Genomic DNA, 24517 nt, shown 5'->3' with positions numbered 1-24517 from the left:
CCGGGAGCAGGCCCGCCGCGCCGCAGCCCGCCGGGAGGCGCAACGCCGCCTGGCCGCCCAGCGCGAAGGGGTACGCCGAGCCGCCATGGGCCTGGACCGACCGGGTGACCTGCCGGCGGCGGTAAACGGAGGTTCGGTCTCGTACCGCCGGGCCGGCGGATTGCGCGGCCGCCCCTACGAGGCCGGCCGAGGCGCCTGACCACCACCAGGCGAGCCCGGGCCCGTGCCGGGCGTGTGGGCTCTGCCGTGCGGGCCGTGCTCTGTCGTGCGGCTTGATCGACACGGCTTTCTGCAAGGTGGGGTGTCGCGGCGTCCTGGATGCCCCGATTTCCGGGAACCCGAGTGGATCTTCGCCCTGGGTGGGGCGCCGTGCCGGGGGCGGATTCGCGGTGAGGGCCGGTGACCTGTTAGCCTTGCTGCCGGCCCGCCCGGTGTAAGCCGGGTGGGACCGAAGCCGGTTCGCCGGTGGGGGGCTGTGGCGCAGACTGGTAGCGCACCTCGTTCGCATCGAGGGGGTCAGGGGTTCAAATCCCCTCAGCTCCACATTTCTTATGCAAGGCCCTGGCCAGCGGGAATGCCGGTCAGGGCCTTGCGTTTGTCTATGCGGTTTGCATCACCCCCGGCCCCCCACAAACGCCCGGGACGGCCACGCGCGTCGGGCGGCCTGTCCACGCGAGGAGGGCTGTCCCGGGCGAGCGCGGACTTTGGATGTAGTGCTTCCCGGTGAGCTCCTTGCTGCCGTGTCCGAGCTGAGCGGCCGCACGGCTCGAGCTCGAACATCACCACCTCGACCGACACGGAGTCCGTACGTGACGGCGTCGCCCACGACGAAGGCTGGCTGCTGTACCTGTCCCGGCGTCCCGGCGGTGGGAGCACGGTGCACGACCACCTGGCGCATCGGCGGCGCCGACCGGGCGCGCAGCTCCGAAGTCGCGCACTTCGACCCGCCGCGTACGTGGGGCGTCCGAGGAATTGACGGACCGATCCGGGCCGTCGTCGACGTCACCGTCGAGCCTGTCGGCGCGGGACCGGTCCCGTTTGACCATCAACGTCGACTCCGAGGGTCACGGCATCGGCAAGCTCCTCGTCCCGTTACTGGTCCGGCCCCAGGTCTGCAAGGAGATGCCGAACAATCTGGCGTCCCCTCAAGCAACGCCTCGAACATCGCCAGGCCCCTGGCGGACCTTCAGTCCGGAATCAATTTGAGCGTGAAGGTGGTTTCCAGGCAGCGCACGATCAATCACGCTGCGTTGTTGCAGCTCATCGTTGACAACCGCGAGGGCAATGGTCGTCAAGAAGAGGCCGTCGGTTCAAATCCGGCCACCCCGACAGCCTCGGATGCGTCCTCTTGTCGACGCCGCGTGAAAACTTGTGCTGCGCCGATTGGTGCGGCTACCTGGCCGTTTGGCTGGTGTGCCGCCGGGGCTTCTGCCAGCATATGTAGATCATCTTGCATGGGAGTCTCGGACGATGGGCACCGTTTCCGTGGCCAAGGACAACTTCGTGCGCTTTAAGGTGTCCCCCTTTAAGGTGTTCCCCTCCGCAATGACCGGCATGGCAAGCTGTGCACGGCAGGGAGACATTTCGCTGGTGCGGTGATGGTGCATGAGCAGTTTCCCGTCACACATCTCCGCAGAGGTGTGGCAGCCCGAAGTCAGGCATGGTCCCTGCTGCATTGACAGATACGCATAATTCGGGGGAATGGTGCGAGATGGTGATGATCGAGCGTGACGTCCAGATGGCCGAGCTGTCGGAGCAGTTCGATCGATGCAGCCAGGGAACGGGCGGCCTTGCGATCATCAGAGGTCTCGCGGCTACCGGCAAGACCGCGTTGCTGTACGCCTTCGCGGACCGGGTCGGGTCGCGGTCCCGCTTCGTCAGCGCCGCCGGGTCCCCCGCGGAGCAGCACCTTCCGCTCGGTGTGGTCGACCAGATCCTGCAAGGTGTCGACGTCGATCCACAGGAGCGGGAACGGGCCAGGCAGCTGGCGTCCGATCCACAAGCGCTGCCGGAGATCCTGACCACCGTGTGGCGGATCGTGCATACCAACGCCGCCTCTCTGCCGCTGCTCATCGGCGTGGACGACGTGCACCTCGCGGACTCCGTGTCGCTGCAATGCCTGCTCTTCATCGCCCGCCGGGTGCGCAACTTCCCGATCATGCTCGTCCTCAACAATCGGACGCGGGCGGGCGGCCATGAATACGCACAGGCTCGCACGGAGATGCTGCGCCAGCCGGACTGCCGCCAGCTACGCCTGCCGATGCTGTCCGAGGAGGGCGTGGCGGCGCTGCTCGCCCACGAGCTCGACCCGCACGTGGCCCACAGCATCGCGGCTGGCGCCTACGCGGTCACCGGCGGCAACCCGCTGCTCGCCCAGGCCCTTGCCGAGGACTGGCAGGCGTCGGACCTCGCGACCGCCACCGGGCAGCCCTCGCGCCTCGCGGTCGGGGAGACCTATGCCGATGCTGTGGTGTCCTACCTGTACCGCTGCGGCGAGGAGGTGCTGGCGGTCGCGCGGGCCGTCGCGATAATGCGGGAACCCGCCTCCGTGGCGGTCCTGGCCCAGCTCTCGGACGCCCGGGCCGGTGCCGTGAAGACCGTCCTGGACCTGCTCGAAGAAGCCGGCATCCTGCTGCACGGGCAGTGCCGGCACCCGATCGCCCGCCAGGCCGTGCTCGACGACATGCCCCCGGAACACCTGGAGCACCTGCACCGCCGGGCGGCCCAGGCACTGCACCATCAGGGCGGGCAACCCACGGCGGTCGCTCACCATCTGGTGGCCGCGGGCGACAGCAAGGAGCCGTGGGAGACCGCGATCCTGCAGGAGTCGGCGGACAGCGCCCGCACCAGCGGCCAGCTGGGCTTCGCGCTCGACTGTCTCGAACTCGCCCACCGCGCGTCCGTAGACGACACCCAGCGGGCGGTCACCCGTTCCGTGCTCGCCCAGGCTGAATGGCGCGTCGACCCGGCCCGGGCCGTCCGGCATCTGGGGCACCTCACCATCGCCATCACCGAGGGCCGCCTGACCGGGCGGCACGTCGTGGCGCCGGTGCAGCAACTTCTCTGGCACGGGCGCGTGGATGAGGCGGCGCAGATCCTCGACCAGCTCGCCGGCGAACCGCAACCGGACGCGAACACCGCCGCCGACCTGCGGACCCTGCGTGACTACCTGGAACGGTGCTATCCCATGCTGCGCCACGGTGACGCCGCGCGGCCCGGTCCGGAGGCCGATCAGCAGACGCTGATCCTCGGCGAGCACCTGCGCTCTGGCGAACAGCTCGACGATTCCCCCCTGGCACCGATGACTGTGGCACTGTGGGCGCTCGTCGACCCGGAGCGCGCCGAGGCGACCTCGGCGAGTTGGATGCCGATGCTGGCCGAGGCGGCCGGTCGCGGCGCTGGCGTCTGGCGCGGCTTGCACGCCGCCGTTCGCGCCGACCAGGCGCTGTTGCAGGGCGACCTGCCCGCGGCCGCCGGCCTCGCCGCCACCGCGCTCACCGAGCTGTCCCCGATGAGCTGGGGTGTGGTGGTCGGAGCCCCGTTGGCCTGCCTGCTGACCGCCAGCGCCGAGATGGGCCGCTTCGAGGAGGCCGCCGCGCACCTGAGCCCTCCCATGCCCGACGCGCTGCTGCAGACCCCCTTCGGCCTGCGCTATCTACGGGCCCGCGGTCACCTGCAACTGGCGCTCAGCCGTCCGTACGCGGCTCTGAGCGACTTCCAGACGCTGGGGGAGACGCTTCGTCTCTGGGACGCGGACACGCCGGCCGCGGTGCCGTGGCGGCTGGACGCGGCCCAGACCCTGCTCAGGCTGGGCCGCCAGGGTGAGGCCCGCGAGCTGCTCGACCAGCAGGTCAGCCGCCTGGACAGCCACGACGGCCGGGTCTTCGGCCGGGCCCTGCGCCACCTGGCCGCCACCGCCGACGTCCGCGAGCGTCCGCGGCTGCTGGCCGACGCGGTCCGGGCGTTGCAGACGGCGGGGGACCGGCTGGAGCTGGCGCACGCTCTGGCCGATCTCGGCTCCACCTACAAGAGCATCGGCGATTCCAGCCGAGCCAGGATCACCATGCGCCGAGCCGGTCGCGTCGCGCAGGAATGTCAGGCCAGCCCTCTTGCCCAGGGCCTGTACCCGGACGCGGGAAATTGGTCGGCGGCCCTCGGCCCGGACCGCGGCGGCCCCACCGCCCTCAGCGAAGCCGAACGCCGGGTCGGCGAGCTGGCCGCGCAGGGCCTCCCCAACCGGCAGATCGCCGAAATGCTGCACATCACGACGAGCACTGTGGAGCAGCACCTCACCCGGGTGTACCGCAAGCTCGGCGTGAAGAGCCGGACCGATCTGCCGACCAGTCTGCAGATCGGTCCATTGGGCGAGTTGGCGAGCGCGTCGGGCGGCTGACGAGCATCAGGTGCCGGTCCAACGGGGCGTGCGCTTCTCGGTGAAGGAGCGGGCGCCCTCCTGTGCGTCCGCGCTGCGCAGGCGCCGCTCCTCCCACCCGAAGCGGGTGCCGAAGGCCTGTTCCAGGGGCATGGTGGCGGAGCGCTGCGCGGCCTCCTTGATCGCGCGTACCGAGAGCGGGGCACAGGCCAGGATGTCCTGGACCCAGCCGTCGACGCAGGCGTCCAGCTCGGCGGTCGGCACCACGTCGTTGACCAGACCCAGCTCCCGGGCCCGGGCGGCCGGCATCCGCCGCCCGGTCATCAGGTGCCCCAGAGCGATCCGGTACGGCACCTGACGCGTCAACCGAAACACCCCGCCCGCGCCGGGGATCAGGCCCAACCGTGCCTCCGGCAGCGCGAAGGCGGCGTGCTCGGCAGCCACCACGACGTCGCAGGCCAGGGCCAGCTCGAAGCCGCCGCCGAACGCGTACCCGTTGACGCGCGCGACGATCGGCTTGGCGAAGCCGAACCGCTCGGTCAGCCGGGGGTGCCCCGGCAGGTCGCGGGCGCCGAACGTGGACGGCGGCACGCCCGCCTCGGTGCGCTGGACCAGCTCCTTGAGATCCTGTCCGACCGAGAACGATCGGTCGCCCGCGCCGGTGAGCACCACCACCCACACGTCGTCGTCGGCCTCGATGTCGTCCAGGACGGCGCCCAGCTCCTCGTGGGTCCGCACGTCCATCGCGTTGAGCACCGCAGGACGGTTGAGCGTCACGTACGCCACCCGATCGCGCCGGGTGCACAGAACCCGGCGCTCCTCCGCGGGGCCCGCGCCGGGCGTCACACCGGGTACGGACACGGAGTGCTCCGCGCGGTGACCCACTGCCACTGGGTGAACTCGTCCCAGCTGTGCTGCGAGCCGAACCGGGTGCCGTTACCGGAGGCACCCCGGCCGCCGAACGGCACGGTGGCCTCGTCGTTTATGGTCTGGTCGTTGACGTGCACGATGCCGGTGGCGAGCCGCTCGGCCAGGGCCAGCGCCCGCGGCACCGAGCCGGTCTGGATCGCCGCGACCAGGCCGTACTCGGTGTCGTTGGCGACCGCCACGGCCTCCTGATCGTCGCGCACCACGATGACCGGCGCGACCGGCCCGAAGATCTCCTCGGTGAACGCCGGCATCTTCGCGGTGACCCCGCCCAGTACCGTCGGGCGGTAGAACCGACCCTCGAATGTGCCGCCACAGTGCAGCACCGCACCGACCGCCACGGTGTCGGTGACGATGCGGTGGACGCGGTCCCGCTGCGCATCGTTGATCATCGGTCCGAGTTGGACCTGCTCAGTCCACGGGTCGCCCACGGTCATCCGCCGGGCCCGCTCCGCGAGCAGCTCGACGTACCGGCCGGCCACCTGCTCGGCGACGATGTGCCGGCCCGCCGTCATGCAGACCTGACCCTGGTGGAAGAACGAGCCGAACGCGCCGGCCGACGCCGCGGCCTCGAGGTCCGCGTCGTCGAGCACGATGAAGGCGTTGTTGCCACCCAGTTCCAGAGAGACGCGCTTGAGGGCCCGTCCGGCGGCGGCACCCACCTCACGGCCGACAGCGGTGGAACCGGTGAAGGCGATCATGGCGGTCCGCGGGTCCTCGGTGAGCGCCCGACCCGGCTCGGCATCTCCGGCGAGCACGTGCAGCACGTCGCCGGGGAGCCCGGCCTCCTCGAAGATGCGGGCCACGACGTAACCGCCGCTCACCGCGGTCTGCACGTCCGGCTTGAGCACCACCGCGTTGCCCAGCGCCAGCGCGGGGGCGACCGCGCGCAGGCTCAGCAGCAGCGGGAAGTTCCACGGGCTGATCACACCGACCACGCCGAGCGGGACCCGCCGGGCCACGCTGGCCCGGCCGGCCGGCGTGGGCAGCAGCGTGCCGTGCGGCTGGGTGGGCAGCGCCGCTGCCTCCCACAGCTCGTCCCGCGCAGCCGCCACTTCGCTCTGGGCCTTGGGAACGACGGCGCCCCCCTCGCGTACCAACCACTGCTCGATCTCGCCGCGGTGCGCCTCCAGCACCGTCGCGGCGCGGCGCAGCAGCGCGGCCCGCTCGGCCGGGGGCACAGCGGCCCACGCCGGCTGTGCCGCCGCGGCCAGCGTTGTGGCACGGGTGATGTCGGCGGCGTCGGCCACGCCCACGGTGCCGAGTGAGGCACCGGTCGCGGGCTCGCGGACCGTCGCGGTCTGTGCGGCGGCGTGCCAGCCGCCGCTGAACACGGTGCCGGCGAGCGCGCCGACATCGACGAGGGTAGTCATCGTCTTCCTCTCCGATCAGACGTCACGGCGCTAACCGGCTGGTGCGGTGCCGCGTGACGGGTACGTCAATCAGGACGGCCTCGTCGCCCACGGCGGCCTTGGCCACCGCTTCGGCGAGGTGGTCGGCGCTGTGCACGCGCAGCGCACGGATGCCGAAGAACTCGGCCGCCCGGGTGAAGTCCAGCTCGGGCGGGCCCAGGTCGAGGCCTAGGTACGGGTCGGCGGCACCGGTGAGGTGGCCGCGCCGGTCGATCGTCTCCTTGAGCGTGCGGTACTCGCCGTTGTTCATGACGACGAACGTGACCGGCACGCCGTAGCGAGCGGCGCTCCAGAGGCCCTGGAGGCCGAACATGGTGCAGCCGTCGCCGAGCACCGCCACCACCGGTCGGCCGGGGTCGCCCATCCGCGTGCCGATCGCCGCGCCGATTCCGGAGCCGAGGCCGCCGCCGGCCGTGTGTACGTACGATCCGGGCCGCTCCAGCGGCAGCACCGAGCGCAGCAGGATTCCCGAGGTGATCGCCTCCTCGACCACCACGGCGTCCGCCGGCAGCCCGGTGGTGATGGCGTGCACGGCCGCGAGCGGGTCCAGTGGTGCCTTGCCGTATCCGGCCAGCGCCTCGGCGCGTACCCGATCGCGGTGCGCGGCGGTGCGCCTCCCGATCTCGGCCCGTCGCTCGGCGGCCACCGGTACCCGGCCGCGCAGCTCACGGGCCAGTTCGGCCAGCGTCGCCCGGATGCCGCCGACCATGCCGAGGGCGACGGGAAAGTTGCGGCCCGGCTCCGCGGGGTCGCAGTCGAGCTGCACGACCGATGTGTCCGGCGGGATCGGGGAACCGGGCGTGTAGTGGTGCGCCATGAACGCGTGTGTGCCGACGATCAACACCACGTCGTGGCCGGTCAAGCGGTGCCGGATCGCACTGTGTCGGGCGTCGAGCATGCCGTCGTACAGGTCGTGGGTGGTGGGGAAGTCGACGCGGTCGTGCATCGGCTGGTGAAAGGTGACCGCGCCGAGCGCCTCGGCGACGGCGACCATCTCGGCGACCGCGTCGTCGCGGCTCACCCCGTCGCCGGCGACGATCGCGGGCCGCCGGGCCCCGGCCAGCAGTTGCGCCGCCTCGGCGACCCCGGCGGCGACACCGAGCCCTGCCAGCCGGGAACGCGGTGCGGGCGGCTCGATCGGCCCCTCTTCCTCGAGCAGGTCCATCGGGATGGAGAGGAAGACCGGGCCGGCCGGGGGCCGCACGGCCATGGCGAACGCGCGCCGCAGCAGCAGCGGCAGGTCATGCGCGTGCTGCACGTCGAAGGTCTGTTTCACCGCCGACCGTGCCAGTCCGACCAGGTCGCCGGAGAGCATCGGGTCACTGGCCAGGTGCCGCCGGTCCTGCTGCCCGGCGGTCACCACCAGAGGGGTACGCGATCGACTCGCATTGAGCAGGCCGACCAAGCCGTTGGCAAGCCCCGCCGCGACGTGCAGGCTGACGAACGCCGGCCGTCGGGTGGCCCGGGCGTAGCCGTCGGCCATCGCGACGACCGAGCCCTCCTGCAACCCGAGTACGTAGGAGAAGCCATCCCGCCGGGCGAGCGCCTCGGTGAACGGCAGCTCCGTCGTTCCTGGATTGCCGAAGACGGTGGTGACCCCCTCGTCGGCGAGGACGTCGAGCATGGCGTCGACGGGTCTCATGAGTCGTGCCGGGCGGCCGCTGCACCGGACGTGCCGGCCGAGAATCGCCCCACCTTGCCGATCACGTCGTCGCTGTACAACCGCAGCGCCTGTTCCAGCGCGAACTCCGCGGCGTACGCGCGGAAGACGTCGACCGGCTCCTCGGCGATGCTGATCATGTGACGGTTCGCCACCACGGCCGGGCTGGCGAGCTTGGCGGCGGCGACGCGAACCGCCTCGTCCATCCGGTGCGGGTCCACCACCTCGTCACAGACCAGCGCGGCCTGCGGCTCGTGCGCCCAGATCCGGCGGCCGGAGAGAATCACCTGCCGGGAGAGGCGGCCACCGGCGAGCCGGGTCAACCGCAGGTTGGCCATGCCCGGCACGATGCCCTCCTGCGCCGCCGGCAAGCTGAAGAACGCGTCCGCCGCCGCGACCACATGGTCCACCGCGAACAACAGCTGCATGCCGCCGCCGATGGCAAAGGCGTCCACCCCGGCGACCCACGGCTTCTCCGCCTGCGGCCGCGGCCACACCTCGTCGACGAAGAGCCCACGGATCAGCTTCTGCAGTAGGCCCAGCTCCCGGCCCATCAGGAAGTCGAGGTAGGTGATCCGGCCCTGGTGCAGGTCGACGAGATTGATGCCGGCCGAGAACACCCGCCGGCCCTGGTAGCGCGGATGCGTCATCTTGCCGCCGCGCAGCACGCCGACCTGGACCCGGTCGTCCAGCAAGACCAGGTCGATGGCGATCTCCATGTCCGCGACGAGCTGGTCATCCTCGGCATTGAGGAACCGGCCGTTGGCCATCGTCAGGTGCGCGACCCCGCCGATCCGCTCCAGCCGGACACTGCCAATCTCGGCGGTCCCGGTACGGGTGAACTGGCTGAGCAGGGTGCGGGCCCGTACGGTGGGCCGCCGCATCGCCTCCAGTAGATGCCGCCCGGCGGCTGGGCTGCGCAGCAGCGCGGCGAGGAAGATGCCCTGATCGATTTCCCGGCCGTCCTTGTCGCCCTGTCCCAATTCCCGCTCGGCGGCCATCTGCGTTCGCGTCGGCACCAGCCCGGGGAACGCGTCGGCGGCCGCGAAGACCAACTCGGTGATCCGGCGATGTTCGCGCATGCCGCCGGTCAGCTCCCGGTACACCTGCTCGGCGTGCCAGCGCAGGAACGTGGTGCGGGCGCGGCGCTGGTCGGTGAAAATGTCGGCGGCGAGCTGGTGTTGGTCCGGGTGGCGGTCCGGGCGGGAGGGAAGCGCGGCCAGCGCCTGATCCGCTTCGGCGGTGAACTCCGCCAGCGCCGCGGCGTCGGTCAACAGCGAGCCGGTGAACATCGGCGGCACCGCCCGCCACGCGGTGGAGAGACCCGTCGTCATCGCCGTCACGCCCCTTCCCGTGCCGCCGCTGCCGGCGTGTCGGCTTCACGGGTAGCGCGGCGCAGCGCGCGCTCACAGGCCGCCAGATGCATGCCGAGGGCCTCGTCGAAGCTGGTGGATCCAGCATCGAGGAGCAGCCGCCGGCGCACGGCCAGCTCGCTGCGGGCCACACCGTCCAGGTGCTCCACGGCCGGGGTGGCCGGGTCCGTGACGATCTCGTCCAGCAGGCCCAGGTCCAGCGCCTCGACGGCGGACAGGCCCGCGCCGAACAGCACGATCCGTCGGGCGTGCGCCCCGCCGAGGTGGTTCACCAGCCGGTACAGGAACATGCCGGCCCACGGGCTGCCGTCGGTCATCGGCGGAACGATCCGGAACTGTGGGGTCGCCGCCCGATGGTCGGCGATCAGCAGCACTTCCAGAGCACTGCCGGCGCAGGGCCCGTCGGCGACCACGACGACAGCGGCGGGCGAGCGCTCCAGCCGGCGCAACACCTTCTCCCAGCGGCTCACTAGGTCGATCCCGACCGGCCCCGGCCAGTCGCCGGGCCTGCCGTTGCCGGTCAGCCGGATCGTCACCGTCGCGTCGCCGCCGGCATCCTCCACCTGGTCGCAGAGCCCGGCCAGGTCCGCGATGAGCGTCCCCGACAACGGCTGCCCGCTGTCGATCGTCAGTGCGAACTCCTCGGCGGTGGCCTCCGGAGCCAAATCCGTGACTGACATGTTCAAGTCCAATCCGTGTGCACGTCGAGAGGATCAGTAGCGGACGAGGGCGGTCTCGATGGTCGATCCGGGACCCATGGTCATCAGCACGCCGTAGTCGCCGGTGCGAATCACGCCTTCGTCCAGGAGCCGGCGGTAGGAGAAGAGCAACGATCCACTGGAGAGGTTGCCGAAATCGCGCAGCACGCTGGTGGTGTGGCGGACGTCGTGACGGGTGAGGCCGAGGTTCACGGCCACCGAATCGATCACCTTCTTGCCGCCGGAGTGGATCAGCCAGTGGGCGATCGAGCTGCGCCGCAGACCCGTGCCGCGTAGCAGGTCGGCCACCACCTTCTCGGCGTGCGCGCCTACCACGTACGGGATGTCGCGATCGAGGTAGAAGCTGAACCTGCCCTGACTGTCGTCCCAGTCGAAGCGCATCGCGTCGACCGCCTCCGGGATGACGCAGCTGGCGTACTTGAGCACCTGCGGCCCGTCGCGGCCCGGATCCCGGCAGACCGCCAGGGCAGCCGCGCCGTCGCCGAAGAGGCTGTTCACCACGGAGGTGCGCATTGTGCCGTCGAAGACGTATGCGGCCGAGCACGCCTCGATGCAGACCATCACGGCCAGGCCGCCCGGATTGGCCGACGCCCAGCCGGTGGTCGCGTTCAGCGCGTTGAGCCCGGCGTTGCAGCCCATCCCGACCACGTCGAGCCGGCTGCACTCGGCCGGGATGCCCAGCTCTCGGATCAGCAGGGCGCTGAACCCGGGCGTGAGCAGGCCGGTCGACGAGACGCAGACCAGGTATCCCAGGTCGGTGACCGCGGCGTTGATCTGCTTCAAGCAGGACTGCAGGGCGCGGGCGCCCATCTCGACACCCTGCCGCTTGTGCTTGGCCAGCAACTCGCCCTGGCTCTCCATCCGAGGACGGCCGTCCGCGCCGATCGGCGGCACCGTGAGGTATCGCCGGTCGATCGCGCTGTTCAGGAAGACCCCGCGGATTCGCTGGTCCTCGATGCCGAAAAGGTCGAGAAGATCGCGCTGGGAATAGGAGTTCTCGGGCACCGCCGTGGCGACGCTCAACAGGCTGGGACCGGTCAGTTCACCGGCCGGGGCGGTGCCCTTGCGGAAGGGGGCTCCGACGTGTGCCAGCTGCTCGTCCAGTGTCATGTGACCGCCCTGTCGCTCGTCGCCGTCCGTGGGTTCAGCCTTTTCCGCGGCCGGCGAATCGGGGCCCGGCAAAGGAATGGGAAAGGGATCCGGCGCATTCCTGCGGCCGCTGACGGCACGCTACCGCAGCATTTCCGGGCAGCGACACCATTGTTGTGGTGAGAGCTGTTCCGCACCGCCGGATAGGGGGTCTAGGGGAGAAGGCCGGAACGAGGCGCCGGCCGGGCCCCCCTCTGCGACCCGGAGCAGCGGGCCGCCAGGAGGTAGGGGATGGCTAGGGGCTTGATTGAAGCTGTGGAATCGCCATGCTGATCCGGTAGGCAATGGACATGTTCGGCCTTGCACTCCACAACGGACGTTGTCCCGGTTTGCGGACGGGTCGGGTGCCGCCCGCCACCGGGTGCTCTTCAGCGAGGTGATCATGAGACGGTTGGAACCCACCGCACCGTGGCGGCGCCGCGCGGTGCCCACCTGTCGCTGTTGCTCGGGTCGACCGCCGGCCCGGTCGAGAGCGACCATGCTCGGTGGCTGCGGCGCTTCCACCCCGCCGAGGGGTGCCGGATCAGACTGGTCTGCTTCCCGCACTTCCTCATCGACGAACACCACACCCGCTTCGTAAACCTGATCTGCGACCGTCTGCTGCCCGAATCCGTCGATCCGAACGTCGTCGGCGACCCGTCGTAGGCCTCCCGTCAGGGGCCTTGGAGGAAGACCGCACCCATGAGCCAGGACCTCATCAGCCAAGCGCAGTGGATCCGCCGGTTTCACCCGTCGGCCGACAGCCGCCTGCGCCTGATCTGCCTGCCGCACGCCGGTGGCTCGGCGAGCTTCTACTTCCCGGCCTCCGAGGCGCTCAGCCCGACCATCGAGGTGCTCGCGGTGCAGTACCCAGGGCGCCAGGACCGCCGCTTCGAACCGTGCCTGGCAAGCATCGCCGACCTGGCCGACGGCGTCTTCGCCGCGCTGGAGCCGAGCCTGGGCGAGCATCCCATCGCGATCTTCGGGCACAGCATGGGCGCAATCGTCGGGTACGAGCTGGCCCGGCGGCTGGAGACGGGCGCCGGCATCGCGCCGGTGCGCCTGTTCGCCTCCGGGCGGCGCCCGCCGGCCAACTGGCGCCAGGAGCACGTGCACCGGCTGACCAACGAGGGCATCGTCGCCGAGCTGCAGCGCCTCAACGGCACCCACTCCCGGCTGCTGGCCGACCAGGACATGCTGCGCTCGATCCTGCCCGCGCTGCGGGCCGACTACCGGGCGATCGAGACCTATCGGCACCTGGCGGGGCCTGTGCTCGGCTGTCCGATCACGGTGCTGGTCGGCGACGCCGATCCGACGACCGGCATCGAGGATGCGTACGCCTGGCAGGCCCACACCACCGGTGCCTGCGACGTGCGGGTCTTCACCGGCGGTCACTTCTTCATGTCCGACCAGCCGACGAAGGTCGTCGACCTCATCTCGAACGTCCTGCTCCCCGAGAGGTGAGCAGTACGGCCGCCGCAACTCTGCGGCTACCCATACCCACAGCCCTGGTCGGGTGTGCCCTGCGGGTCCCCGGCGCTGGGCCGGTACCGGGATGCTCCGCGAAGGAGCATCTGACGTAAATCACACGACTCAGGTAACGCGTAGATGAACCTCGCCCTCCATGGCGCATTGATTTCTCTCGATTGACGGCGCGTCGCAAGGGTGTAAGGGGCTTCGCCTAAGGGCTCTGGACTAGGGGACGGCTAGGGGTTGTAGCTGCGCATTTGCGGTGTCTACGTTCCGACCAGAAGTCAGGGCAACGCCCGCACGAGCGAGCTTGTCGGATCGGCAACCGAAATCGATGAACCGTGTCCGGGCCGACCGACGCAACGATCCGTCTAGGCGAGGAGTGTGGGTGTGGCGCATGTCGAGGACAGCCGACCGCTAGTCGAGCTACTACTCGGCCACGCGTTGGACCGACCGGGACGGATCGCCTACGCCGACGCCGATCGCGCGGTGTCCTACGCCCACCTGGCCGCCCGGACCGGCCGCATCGCTGGGCATTTGGCCGCCGCCGGACTCCAGCGGGGCGAACGCGCCGCGATCCTGCTCGGCAACCGCGTCGAGACCGTCGAGGCGTACCTCGCCGTCACCCGGGCCGCAGGGGTGGGCGTTCCGATCAACCCGCAGGCCGCGCCCGCCGAGATCACCCACATCCTCGACGACAGTGGTGCCCGCGTCGTCGTCACCGACCCCGCGCACCTCGACCTGGTCGCCGCCCGCCCCGGCTGCACTGTCGTGCTCGTCGGCGCCCCGGTCGCTGGCACCGCCTCCTTCGAGTGCCTGGCCACGACCGAACCGCCCCGCCCCGCCCGCGACGATCTGCGCCTGGACGAGCCCGCCTGGATGCTCTACACCTCCGGGACCACCGGCCTACCCAAGGGCGTCGTCTCCACCCAGGCAGCCTGCCTGTGGTCAGTGCGCTCGTCCTACCAGGGCGTGCTCGGGCTGCATGCCGAAGACCGGCTGCTGTGGCCGCTGCCGCTGTTCCACAGCCTCGCGCACATCCTCTGCGTCCTCGGTGTCACCGCCACCGGCGCCACCGCACGCATTCTGACAGGCTTCGCCGCGCAGGACGTGCTCGACGCCGTCCGTGCCGAGCCGTTTTCCCTGCTCGTCGGCGTCCCCGCGATGTACCACCACCTGCTGGCGGCGGTGCGCGAGACCGGGCTGCGCGTGCCCGCGCTGCGGGCTTGCCTGGTCACCGGCGCGGTCACCACACCGTCGCTCGGCGCGGCCATGGCGGCGGCCTTCGGCGTGCCCGTGGTCGACACCTACGGCAGCACCGAGACCTGCGGCGCGATCACCATGAGCCACCCCGACGCCACCCTGGCCGCCGGGACCTGCGGCACCGCCGTACCCGGGGTGACCGTGCGGCTTGCCGACCCGCGGACCGGCCGCGACGTGCCCGACGGCGACGAGGGCGAAGTGCTGGTCGCCGGGCCCGCGCTGATGCTCGGCTACCACGGCCGGCCGCGCGAGACCGAGCAGGCGCTGCGCGACGGCTGGTACCACACCGGGGACCTGGCCCGGCGTGACGCCGAAGGCCGCCTGACCATCACCGGCCGGCTCAAGGAGCTGATCATCCGGGCCGGGGAGAACATCCACCCGGGCGAGATCGAGGCGGTGCTGCGTACCGTCGCGGGCGTCGCCGACGTCGCGGTCGCCGGTCGCCCACACGACGTGCTCGGAGAGGTGCCCGTCGCCTACGTCGTCCCCGCCGCCGAGGGCTGGTCACCGGCCGCCGCCGTCGCGGCCTGCCGTGAGCGCCTCGCCTACTTCAAGGTGCCCGACGAGGTCCGCGAGATCGAGACGATCCCGCGTACCGGGTCGGGGAAGGTGAGCCGGCGCCTGCTGCTGGACACTCCGTCCCGGCTGCGCGGCAGCGGCGCGAGCCATCACGAGCAGTTGTGGCGGCTGCGCTGGGCACCCGCAGCACCTGCAGCACCCGCTGCGGCGGCCCCGGCCGGCGGCCGCTGGGCCGTGATCGGCGCAGCCGAGCCCGCGCTGACCGAGGCGGTGCGCCGGGCCGGGGGCATCGTCACGGCCGTGCCGACCGTCGCGGCCGCGCTGGCGGCGGGCACCTTCGACGGGTACGCCCTCAGCCTGCCCGAAACCCCTGACCTGCCCACCACACTGGCCCTGCTCGCCGCCGACGGCCTGCCTGAGCTGCCCGCCCCGGTCGTCGTGGTCACCCGCGGCGGCACTGCGGCGGTGCCCGGCGAGCGGGTCGAGCCGGCCGCTGCCGCTGTCCGTGCCTGGCTGCGCCACCGGGACCACACGGCGCTCACCGTTGATCTTGCATTGCCCGCGACACCCCAGGGCTCGGCGAGCGCGGCGGGCCACACGGCGAACACCGCCGAGGCCGACGTCGCGGCCTGGACCCGGGTGCTCGCCGAGGTGCCGCGGCGGGCGACCGGAGGCGACCCGGCCGTCGTGCCCGGATCCACACCGGACGCGCGGGAGTTCGCACTGCGCGCGGGCCGCCTGCTCACACCTCTGCTCGGGCCGGTACCCGCCTCCATCGAGGTTGACCCGGACGCCGTCGGCTCGGACGCTGTCGGCTCCGGCACGGCCGGGGTGGACAGTGGCGCGCCGGATGTTCGTGCTTCCGGCACCCGGACTGCTGACGGCACCGTGCTGGTCATCGGGGCGGCGAGCGGGCTGGGCCGGGTGCTCGCCCGACACCTCGTCGCCGGGCATCGGCTGCGGTCGCTCGCGCTCTGCGTCGGCGGACCATCCACCGAGGACCTGCTCGAGAGCCCGCGTGCTCTGGCCGCTGAACTGGCCGGTCTCGGCGCCGAGGTACGGGTCCACGCTGCCGTGCCCGCGTCCGCGGTCGGCGCCGCCCGCCTGCTCGCCGAAGCCGGCACCGACGCCCCGCTTGCCGGGATCGTGCACGTGGTCCGGACTGCCGTCGACGCCGAGCTGGCTGGGCACCTGACCGAACTCACCCGCGACACCGGGATCGCGGTGACCCTGTGCACGCCGCCGGTGGGTCTGCCCGGCATGCCGGTCGCGCCACGGGACGCCGCCTCGATCGCGTACGCGGTCGCCGGGCTGCCGCCGCACGTGCGCGTCGCCGGGTTCGCCCCGCTCGCCGAGAGCGAACCGGCCGTGCCCGGACTCGCCGGTCTCACCGATCGGGACGTGGAGACGGCCGCCGACGTGCTCTGGTCCGGACAGACAGGCCTGCTCGCGCTGCGTCCCGACCCTGCGCTCGGCACCGATCCGCAGGCGGCACCGCTGCGACCGCTGCTGCGCGACCGCTCCGCCGCCGACCCGGCCGACCCTCAAGCCGCCGTCGAACTGCGGGCGAGCCTGTCCGGCCTGCCGCCCCGCGCCCGGCTGCGCGCCCTGACCGAGTTGGTCGGCGCGCACGCCGCCGCCCTGCTCGACGCCGACCCGGCAGCCATCGCCGCCGACCGGGCGTTCACGCACCTCGGCTTCACCTCGGTGACCGCAGTGGCGCTGCGCGCCCGCCTGGTGGCCGCGACCGGGCTGAGGCTGCCGGCGACGCTCGCCTTCGACCATCCGACCCCGGCCGCCGTCGCCCGCCACCTCGAGGATGCCCTGTTCGGCGCCGCAACCCGGCCCGACGTGGTGCTGCGGCCCCGCGCCGCCGACGACGACCCGATCGTCATCGTCGGTATGGCCTGCCGTTACCCGGGCGGCGTGCACACGCCTGAGCAGCTGTGGCGGCTGGTCGCCGACGGCGTAGACGCGGTCGGCGACTTCCCGGCCGACCGCGGCTGGGACCTCGGCCGTCTGTTCGCCGGAGACGGCAGCGCCCCCGGCACCATCTCCACCCGGCACGCGGGTTTCCTCGACGCCCCCGGCGACTTCGACGCGGCGTTCTTCGGCATCAGTCCCCGCGAGGCCCTGGCCATGGATCCGCAGCAGCGGCTGCTGCTGGAGATCGGCTGGGAGGCGCTGGAACGGGCCGGGATCGACCCCGCCTCGCTGCGCGGCACCGACACTGGCGTCTACGCCGGGTTGATGTTTCACGACTACGCCACCGGGCTCGGCGCCATCCCCGACGAACTGGAGGGATACCTCGGCACGGGCAACGCGGGCAGCGTCGCGTCCGGGCGGATCGCGTACACGCTGGGGCTGGCCGGGCCCGCGATCACCGTCGACACGGCCTGCTCGTCGTCGCTTGTCGCCATCCACCTGGCCGTGCAGGCGCTGCGGCGTGGCGAGTGCACACTGGCGGTGGCCGGCGGCGTCGCCGTGATGGCCACCCCGGAGACGTTCATCGAGTTCAGCCGCCAGAGCGGGCTTGCCGCCGACGGCCGCTGCAAGGCATTCGCCGACGCCGCCGACGGCACCGGCTGGTCCGAGGGCGCCGGGCTGATCGTGCTGGAGCGGCTGTCCGACGCCCGCAGCCAGGGCCACCAGGTGCTCGCGGTGGTGCGGGGCAGCGCGGTCAACTCCGACGGGGCCAGCAATGGCCTGACCGCCCCGAGCGGCCCCGCCCAGCAGCGCGTGATCCGGCAAGCCCTGGCCGACGCGGGTCTGCGCACCGCCGACGTGGATGCGGTCGAGGCGCACGGCACCGGCACCACCCTCGGCGACCCGATCGAGGCCGGTGCGCTGCTGGCGACCTACGGGCAGGACCGGGCGCGGCCGCTGCTGCTCGGCTCGATTAAGTCGAACATCGGGCACGCGCAGGCGTCGGCGGGTGTCGGCGCGGTCATCAAGATGGTCCAGGCGATCCAGTACGCGCAGCTGCCGAAGACGCTGCACGTCGACGCGCCGACCACGGCCGTGGACTGGTCGGCGGGCGCGGTGGAACTGCTGCACGAGCACACGCCATGGCCGCCGCTCCAGCGTCCCCGCCGCGCCGGAATCTCCTCGTTCGGGGTCAGTGGGACCAACGCCCACCTTATCCTCGAGCAGGCGCCGCCGGAGACCGCCGCCGCACCGACCGCCCGTCCGTCCACCGTGGTGGCTCCCGTGTCGGCACGCAGTGAGACCGCACTGCGGGAGCAGGCCCGGCGGCTGCTCGACCTGCTCGCCGCCGACTTGTGTGTCGACGCTGGTGCCGTTGGCGGCAGTGCGGCCGCTTCGGCCGGGGCGGGGTCCGGCGCCGAGTTCCCGCTGGCCGACCTCGCCGCCGCGCTCGCCGTCGGGCGTACCGCCTTCGAACACCGCGCCGCCGTCGTCGCCGCCGACCGGGACGAGCTGGTCGCCGGGCTCACCGCGCTGGCCGAGCAGACCGCTGCCACCGGACTGGTCCGCGGCACGACCGCCGCAGGCGGCCTGGCCATCGCCTTCACCGGCCAGGGCAGCCAGCGTCCAGGGATGGGCCGGGAGCTGGCCGAGCGGTTCCCGCTGTTCGCGGCGGCGCTCGCCGAGGTCTGTGCCGAGTTGGACCGGCACCTGCCCCGGCCGCTGCGCGAGGTCATGTGGGCTGAGGAGGGATCGGCCGAGGCGGCGCTGCTCGACCGGACCGACTTCACCCAGGCGGCGCTGTTCGCGCTGGGAGTGGCGCTGTTCCGGCAGGTCGAGGCGTGGGGCATCGTCCCCGACGTCCTGATCGGGCACTCGATCGGCGAGCTGACCGCGGCGCACCTGGCGCAGGTGCTGTCGCTGCCCGACGCCGCGCTGCTGGTCGCGACCCGGGGCCGGCTCATGGGGCAGCTGACGCCCGGCGGCGCCATGATCGCGATCGCCGCCACGCAGGCGGAGGTCCGGGCCGCCCTGGCCGGGGTCGCCGGGGCGCTGGCGATCGCGGCCGTCAACGGCCCGCAGGCTGTGGTCGTCTCCGGCGACGCCGACGCGGCGGAGGCGGTGGCGGCCGAGTTCGCCTCGCAGGGCCGCAGGACCACCCGGCTTCGTGTCAGCCACGCGTTCCACTCTCCGCACATGCAGCCGATGCTCGCCGAGTTCCGGAAGGTCGCTGCCTCGGTGACCTACCGTGCACCGCAGATTCCGGTCGTGTCCAACGTGACCGGGCACCTGGCCACCCCCGAGCAGCTGGGCTCGCCCGACTACTGGGTGCGGCACGTGCACGACGCGGTACGGTTCGCCGACGGGCTGCGTACGGCGGTCGGGACCGGTGCCGCGACAGTGCTGGAACTTGGCCCCGACGGGGTACTGACCGCCATGGGGCGCGACAGCGTCACCCCAGACCAGGCGGACCTGATCGCCGGGCTGCGCAAGGGGCGGTCGGAGGTGCGCACGCTGCTTGGGGCGGTCGCGGCCGCGTACACCCGAGGGGTAACGCCCGATTGGGCATCGCTGCTCGGCGGCGGCCCCCGGCACCGGTTCACGCTGCCGACCTACCCCTTCGAGCGTCGCCGTTACTGGCTGCGCACCGAGGCCGGGGCAGCCCTCGGCGACCCCGTCGACCTGGGCCTGACCGCCGCGACGCATCCGCTGCTCCGCGCGGGTGCCACCGTCGCCGCACCGGACGGGCTGCTGCTCACCGGCCGACTGTCGGCCGGTACCCAGCCGTGGCTGGCCGACCACGTCGTATCCGGCCGCACCCTGCTACCCGGCACCGCGATCGTCGAGCTGGCGCTGCACGCCGGTGACCGGGCCGGCTGCGGGCGGCTCGAGGAACTGGTCATCGAAACGCCGGTCGACGTCGTCGCCGACCTCGACCTGCAGCTGTGGACCGGCCCCGCCGACAACTCCGGCAGCCGCCAGATCAGCCTGCACACACGCCCGTCCGGTTCGGACGAGGCGGGCTGGACCCGGCACGCCACCGGAAACGTCGTGCCTGACCGCCCGCAGCCGGCCCGCGCCGCCGAGGCATGGCCGCCCTACGGCGCGGAGCCGATCGCCGTCGACGGCTTCTACGCCGCGCGCGTGGCCGACGGGCTGGCCTACGGCCCTCGGCTCCAGGGCCTGCGCGCCGCGTGGCACCACGGCGACGACGTGCTCGCCGAGGTCGTCCTGCCCGATGGGCTCGACCACACCGGGTACGGCATCCACCCCGCGCTGCTCGACGCCGTGCTGCACGCCCTGGACCTCGCCCCCGCCGCAGGGGCCCGGCAGGCACGGATGCCGTTCGTGTTCAGCGGCGTCAGCCTGGCCGCCACCGGTGCCACGACCTGCCGGGTCCGGATCACCCCGCTCGGTCCGGATACGGTCGCCGTCGACGTGACCGACCCCGCCGGGCAGCCCGTCGCCGTGATCGCGTCGCTGACCCTGCGCGCCGTCGAGACCGGCGGCCGCTCGACCGCGGCCGCCGACACCACCTACCGAACCGAGTGGAGCGTCGTGCAGACGGGCGGGCACACCGTCCGGACCTGGGCGGTGCTCGGCGACACCCGCCTGGAGGCGGAGGGCGGTGACCGGGTCACCGGGCACGCCGACCTGGCCGCCGTGACAGCCGCCGACGCCGTCGTCGCCGACCTGCGTACCGCTGACGGCGTCCGCGCCGCGACGACCCACGCGCTCGCGCTCACGCAGCAGTTCCTCGCCGCTGATGCCCTGGACGGCGCGCGGCTGGTGCTGCTCACCCGGGCCGCAGTCGGCACGCACCACGCCGAACCGCCCGCCACTGTCGGCGGCGCCGCGGTCTGGGGCCTGATCCGCTCCGCCCAGTCCGAGCACCCCGGCCTCCTGGTCCTCGTCGACACCGACGACGCACCCCTGTCAACGGTCGCGCTCGGTGCCGCCCTCGGCAGCGGCGAACCGCAGATCGCGCTGCGCTCCGGGCGCCTGCTCGTACCCCGGCTCATTCGCACCTCTGCCAATGCCACGCTGACCCTGCCCGCCGCAGCGTCCTGGCGGCTGGAGTCGCTGGCCACCGGCACCCTCGACCGGCTCGACCTCGTCGAGCACCCGGACGGGCTGCGGCCACTGGCGCCGCACGAGGTCCGCATCGCCGTACGGGCCGCCGGGCTCAACTTCCGCGACGTGCTGCTCGCCCTCGGCGTGTACCCGGACCGGCTCGCCCTCGGCGGCGAGGCCGCCGGTGTGGTGGTCGAAGTCGGCGCTGCCGTCACCGGGTTCACCCCTGGCGACCGGGTGATGGGCCTGTTCCCGGCCGCGTTCGCGCCCGTCGCCGTGGCCGACCACCGCGTGGTCGCCCCGATTCCGGCCGGTTGGTCGTTCGCGCAGGCCGCGGCGGCACCCGTCGGCATGCTCACCGCCCTGTACGCCCTGACCGACCTCGCCGCGGTCCAGCCGGGGGAACGCGTGCTGGTGCACTCGGCCGCCGGTGGTGTCGGTATGCCCGCCGTCAGCATCGCCCGTCACCTCGGCGCCGACGTGTTCGGCACCGCCAGCCCCGGCAAGTGGGAAGTGCTCCGCGGGATGGGCCTGGCCGACGAGCGCATCGGCAACACCCGCGACACTGGCTTCGCCGACCGCTTCCTCGCCGCGACCGGCGGCGTGGGCGTCGACGTCGTGCTGGACTCCCTCGCCGGAGAGTTCGTCGACGCCACCCTGCGGCTGCTGCCGCGCGGCGGCCGGTTCCTGGAGATGGGCAAGGCGGACATCCGGGACCCGGAGCAGATCGCCGCCGCACACCCCGGAATCGCGTATCAGGCGCTCGACCTCGCCGACGCCGGACCCGACCGGATCGACAAACTGCTCGCGCGCCTGGTCGACCTCGCCGGGCAGGGCGTCCTGACCCCGCCGCCAGTCACGGCGTGGGACATCCGCCGCGCCCCCGAGGCGTTCCGATACATGCAGCAGGCCCGGCACACCGGCAAGCTCGTGCTGACCATGCCCGCCCCGATCGAGGACGGCCCGGTCCTGATCACCGGCGGCACCGGCACCCTCGCCGGCATCGTCGCCCGCCACCTCGCCACCGCCTACGGGGTGCGGCATCTGGTGCTGGCCAGCCGCCGCGGCCCGGCCGCCGACACCGCCGCCGCCCTCGTCGCCGAGCTGGACGACCTCGACGCTCGCGTCGAGGTCATCGCCTGCGACGTCGCCGACGCCGACGCCGTACGCGACCTGGTCGCCCGCAGCGGCGGCCGATTCGCCGCGATTATCCACACCGCCGGGGTCGTTGACGACGGCATCCTCGCCGCACAGACGCCCGCGCGGCTCGACACGGTGCTCCGTCCGAAGATCGACGCGGCGCGGCACCTCGCCACCGTGGCCGGGGACGCGCCGCTGATCCTCTTCTCCTCCGCAGCGGCGACCTTCGGCAACCCGGGCCAGGCCAACTACGCCGCAGCCAATGCCGCGCTCGACGCCTTGGCGCACGCCCGCGCCGTCCACGGCCGTCCCACCACGTCGCTGGCATGGGGGCTGTGGGCCGAGGCCAGCGGCATGACCGCCGGGCTCACACCGAGCGCCGTCGACCGGCGTACCGGCATGGCGCCGCTGGCCACCGACGCCGCCCTCGCCGCCCTCGACCGCGTCCTCGCCGGGGCCGAGCCCGTGGTCGTCGCGGCGAACCTGCAGCTGGGCACGCTTGCGGGGCGCGCCGATGTCCCGCCGCTGCTGCGCGGCCTGGTCCGGGTGCCGTCGCGGCGGGCCGCCGCCAGCGCCGACCTGTCTGTGCTCGCCGCACGGCTGCCCGAGGCAGACCGCCGCGACGCCGTCGCCGAGGCGGTCTGCGTCGCGACCGCCACCGTGCTCGGCTACGGCTCCGCAGCCGAGATCAAACCGCATTTGACCTTCAAAGCGCTCGGTGTCGACTCGCTCACCGCCGTCGAACTGCGCAACGCGCTCGCCAGCGACCTCGGCGTAGGGCTGCCCGCCACGCTCGTGTTCGACTATCCCAGCCCGGACTCGGTGACCGAGCACGTGCTCAGCCTGCTCGGCGGGCCGCCGGCCGCCGCGCCGACCGGATCGGTGGCCGCGCCCGCCTCCGACGACCCGATCGCCATCATCGGCATGAGCTGCCGCTATCCGGGCGGCGTCGCCTCACCCGAACAGCTGTGGCGACTGGTTGCCGACGGCGTGGACGCCACCACCGCGATGCCGACCGACCGCGGCTGGGACCTCGACCGCCTCTACCATCCCGACCCGGACCACCTGGGCACTACGTACGCGATGCGGGGCGGCTTCCTGCACGATGCCCCCGACTTCGACGCTGCGTTCTTCGGCATGCCGCCCCGGGAGGCGCTGACCGTCGACCCGCAGCATCGGCTGCTGCTTGAGACGGCGTGGGAGACGTTCGAGCATGCCGGGATCGACCCGGTGTCGGTGCGCGGCACCGACACCGCTGTCTTCGCCGGGGTCATCAGCAACGACTACGCCTTCGGCCTGCGTGCCACAGCGACCAGCGGCGAAGGCGTCGAGGGCCACCTGCTCACCGGCGTGGCGACCTCCGTCGCGTCGGGTCGGGTGTCGTACGTGTTCGGGTTGGAGGGTCCGGCGGTCACGGTTGATACGGCGTGTTCGTCGTCGTTGGTGGCGATGCATCTTGCGGGGCAGGCGTTGCGGCGGGGTGAGTGTTCGTTGGCCTTGGCTGGTGGTGTGACGGTGATGGCGACGCCGTTGACGTTTGTGGAGTTCAGCCGGCAGCGGGGCTTGTCGGTCGACGGCCGGTGCAAGGCGTTCTCCGCCGCCGCCGATGGCACGGGTTGGGGTGAGGGCGTCGGAATGGTGCTGCTGGAGCGCCTGTCCGACGCCCGTCGGCACGGCCACCGGGTGCTCGCGGTGATCGCCGGTAGTGCGGTCAACCAGGACGGTGCCAGCAATGGATTGACGGCGCCGAGTGGTCCGTCGCAGCAGCGAGTGATTCGGTCCGCGTTGGACAGTGCGGGTCTGACGGCGGCTGACGTGGACGTGGTGGAAGCCCACGGCACTGGTACGCGGTTGGGTGATCCGATCGAGGCGCAGGCGTTGATCGCTGTCTACGGTGACCGACCCGTCGAAGGTCCGTTGTTCGTCGGGTCGTTGAAGTCGAATGTTGGTCATACTCAGGCGGCTGCTGGGGTCGGTGGTGTGATCAAGATGGTGATGGCGATGCGGCATGGTGTGTTGCCGCGGACGTTGCATGTGGATGAGCCGTCGCCGTTTGTGGATTGGTCGGCGGGTGCGGTGCAGTTGTTGACTTCGGCGCGGGAGTGGCCGGAACTCGACCGTCCGCGTCGGGCGGCGGTGTCGTCGTTCGGTATCAGTGGCACTAACGCGCATGTCGTTTTGGAGGCGCCCGCGCCGGAGCGGTTCCTGCCCGATCCCGGCCCGGCGGGCATGCCGGTGCCGTGGGTGTTCTCCGGGCGCACTGAGCAGGCCGTCGCCGACCAGGCCGCGCGCCTGACCGCCGCCGATTTCGGCCCGGTGTCTGCGGCCGCTGTGGGTCGGGCGTTGGTGACGCGGCGGGCGGGGTTTGAGTTTCGGGCGGCGGTGGTTGGTCGGGATGTCGCTGAGTTGAAGGCTGGTTTGGTCAGGCCGGCTGTGTCGGGTCGTGTGGTGGGTGGTCGGTTGGGTGTGTTGTTTGCGGGTCAGGGTGCGCAGCGGTTGGGGATGGGTCGGGAGTTGTATGGGGTTTTTCCGGT

10 protein-coding genes, 1 tRNA gene and 1 pseudogene are annotated in these 24517 nt (G+C 72.4%); 6 read left to right on the top strand and 6 right to left on the bottom strand.

Annotated elements, in window-relative coordinates; translation table 11 throughout:
* The 3 genes and pseudogenes from AB0B85_RS32535 to AB0B85_RS32525 all read left to right on the top strand — a co-directional run.
* Positions 1-199: pseudogene (locus AB0B85_RS32535) on the top strand (hypothetical protein); the annotation flags it as partial.
* Between the two features lie 270 nt (positions 200-469).
* Positions 470-543: transfer RNA gene (locus AB0B85_RS32530), tRNA-Ala, on the top strand.
* A gap of 1168 nt (positions 544-1711) precedes the next feature.
* Positions 1712-4393: a LuxR C-terminal-related transcriptional regulator gene (locus AB0B85_RS32525; protein ID WP_357413415.1), complete on the top strand. Its 2682-nt coding sequence runs from the start codon at positions 1712-1714 to the stop codon at positions 4391-4393.
* 6 nt (positions 4394-4399) lie between these two features.
* On the opposite strand, the gene dpgD is transcribed toward AB0B85_RS32525, so the two are convergent.
* Genes dpgD through dpgA form a run of 6 tightly spaced genes read right to left on the bottom strand, consistent with a single transcriptional unit; the run spans position 4400 to position 11573 of the window.
* Positions 4400-5218 (bottom strand): enoyl-CoA-hydratase DpgD, encoded by an 819-nt coding sequence (gene dpgD / locus AB0B85_RS32520; RefSeq protein ID WP_357413417.1) that lies wholly within the window; start codon positions 5216-5218, stop codon positions 4400-4402.
* Positions 5215-6672, bottom strand: a complete 1458-nt coding sequence (locus tag AB0B85_RS32515; protein WP_357413414.1) for a benzaldehyde dehydrogenase — start codon at positions 6670-6672, stop codon at positions 5215-5217. The genes dpgD and AB0B85_RS32515 overlap by 4 nt, the downstream gene beginning before the upstream one ends.
* Positions 6673-6694: 22 nt before the next feature.
* Entirely contained in the window at positions 6695-8353 is a 1659-nt protein-coding gene (locus AB0B85_RS32510; RefSeq protein ID WP_357413412.1) for a thiamine pyrophosphate-binding protein, read from the bottom strand.
* Positions 8350-9705, bottom strand: coding sequence for a (3,5-dihydroxyphenyl)acetyl-CoA 1,2-dioxygenase DpgC (gene dpgC, locus AB0B85_RS32505; RefSeq protein ID WP_357413410.1), 1356 nt, complete (start codon positions 9703-9705; stop codon positions 8350-8352). The genes AB0B85_RS32510 and dpgC overlap by 4 nt, the downstream gene beginning before the upstream one ends.
* Before the next feature lie 5 nt (positions 9706-9710).
* Positions 9711-10424, bottom strand: a complete 714-nt coding sequence (gene dpgB / locus AB0B85_RS32500) for an enoyl-CoA-hydratase DpgB (RefSeq protein ID WP_357413408.1) — start codon at positions 10422-10424, stop codon at positions 9711-9713.
* A 33-nt stretch (positions 10425-10457) separates the two neighbouring features.
* A complete protein-coding gene (gene dpgA / locus AB0B85_RS32495) occupies positions 10458-11573 on the bottom strand; it encodes a 3,5-dihydroxyphenylacetyl-CoA synthase DpgA (RefSeq protein WP_357413406.1) in 1116 nt (371 codons plus the stop codon).
* A 447-nt stretch (positions 11574-12020) separates the two neighbouring features.
* On the opposite strand from dpgA, the gene AB0B85_RS32490 reads away from it, so the two are divergent.
* From AB0B85_RS32490 to AB0B85_RS32480, 3 genes are all read left to right on the top strand, one after another.
* The gene (locus AB0B85_RS32490; protein ID WP_357413405.1) at positions 12021-12257 is read left to right on the top strand and encodes a hypothetical protein; all 237 of its coding nucleotides are present in this window, start codon (positions 12021-12023) and stop codon (positions 12255-12257) included.
* Between the two features lie 36 nt (positions 12258-12293).
* On the top strand, positions 12294-13055 hold the full coding sequence (locus AB0B85_RS32485) for an alpha/beta fold hydrolase (RefSeq protein WP_357413403.1): 762 nt from the start codon (positions 12294-12296) through the stop codon (positions 13053-13055).
* A gap of 396 nt (positions 13056-13451) precedes the next feature.
* Positions 13452-24517, top strand: an 11066-nt coding sequence (locus AB0B85_RS32480) for an SDR family NAD(P)-dependent oxidoreductase (protein WP_357413401.1), incomplete at its 3' end; no start/stop codon positions are given.

Source organism: Micromonospora sp. NPDC049044 (genome assembly GCF_040649215.1).
Taxonomy (GTDB): Bacteria; Actinomycetota; Actinomycetes; order Mycobacteriales; family Micromonosporaceae; genus Micromonospora.
This window is presented reverse-complemented; position numbering and strand designations above follow the sequence as displayed.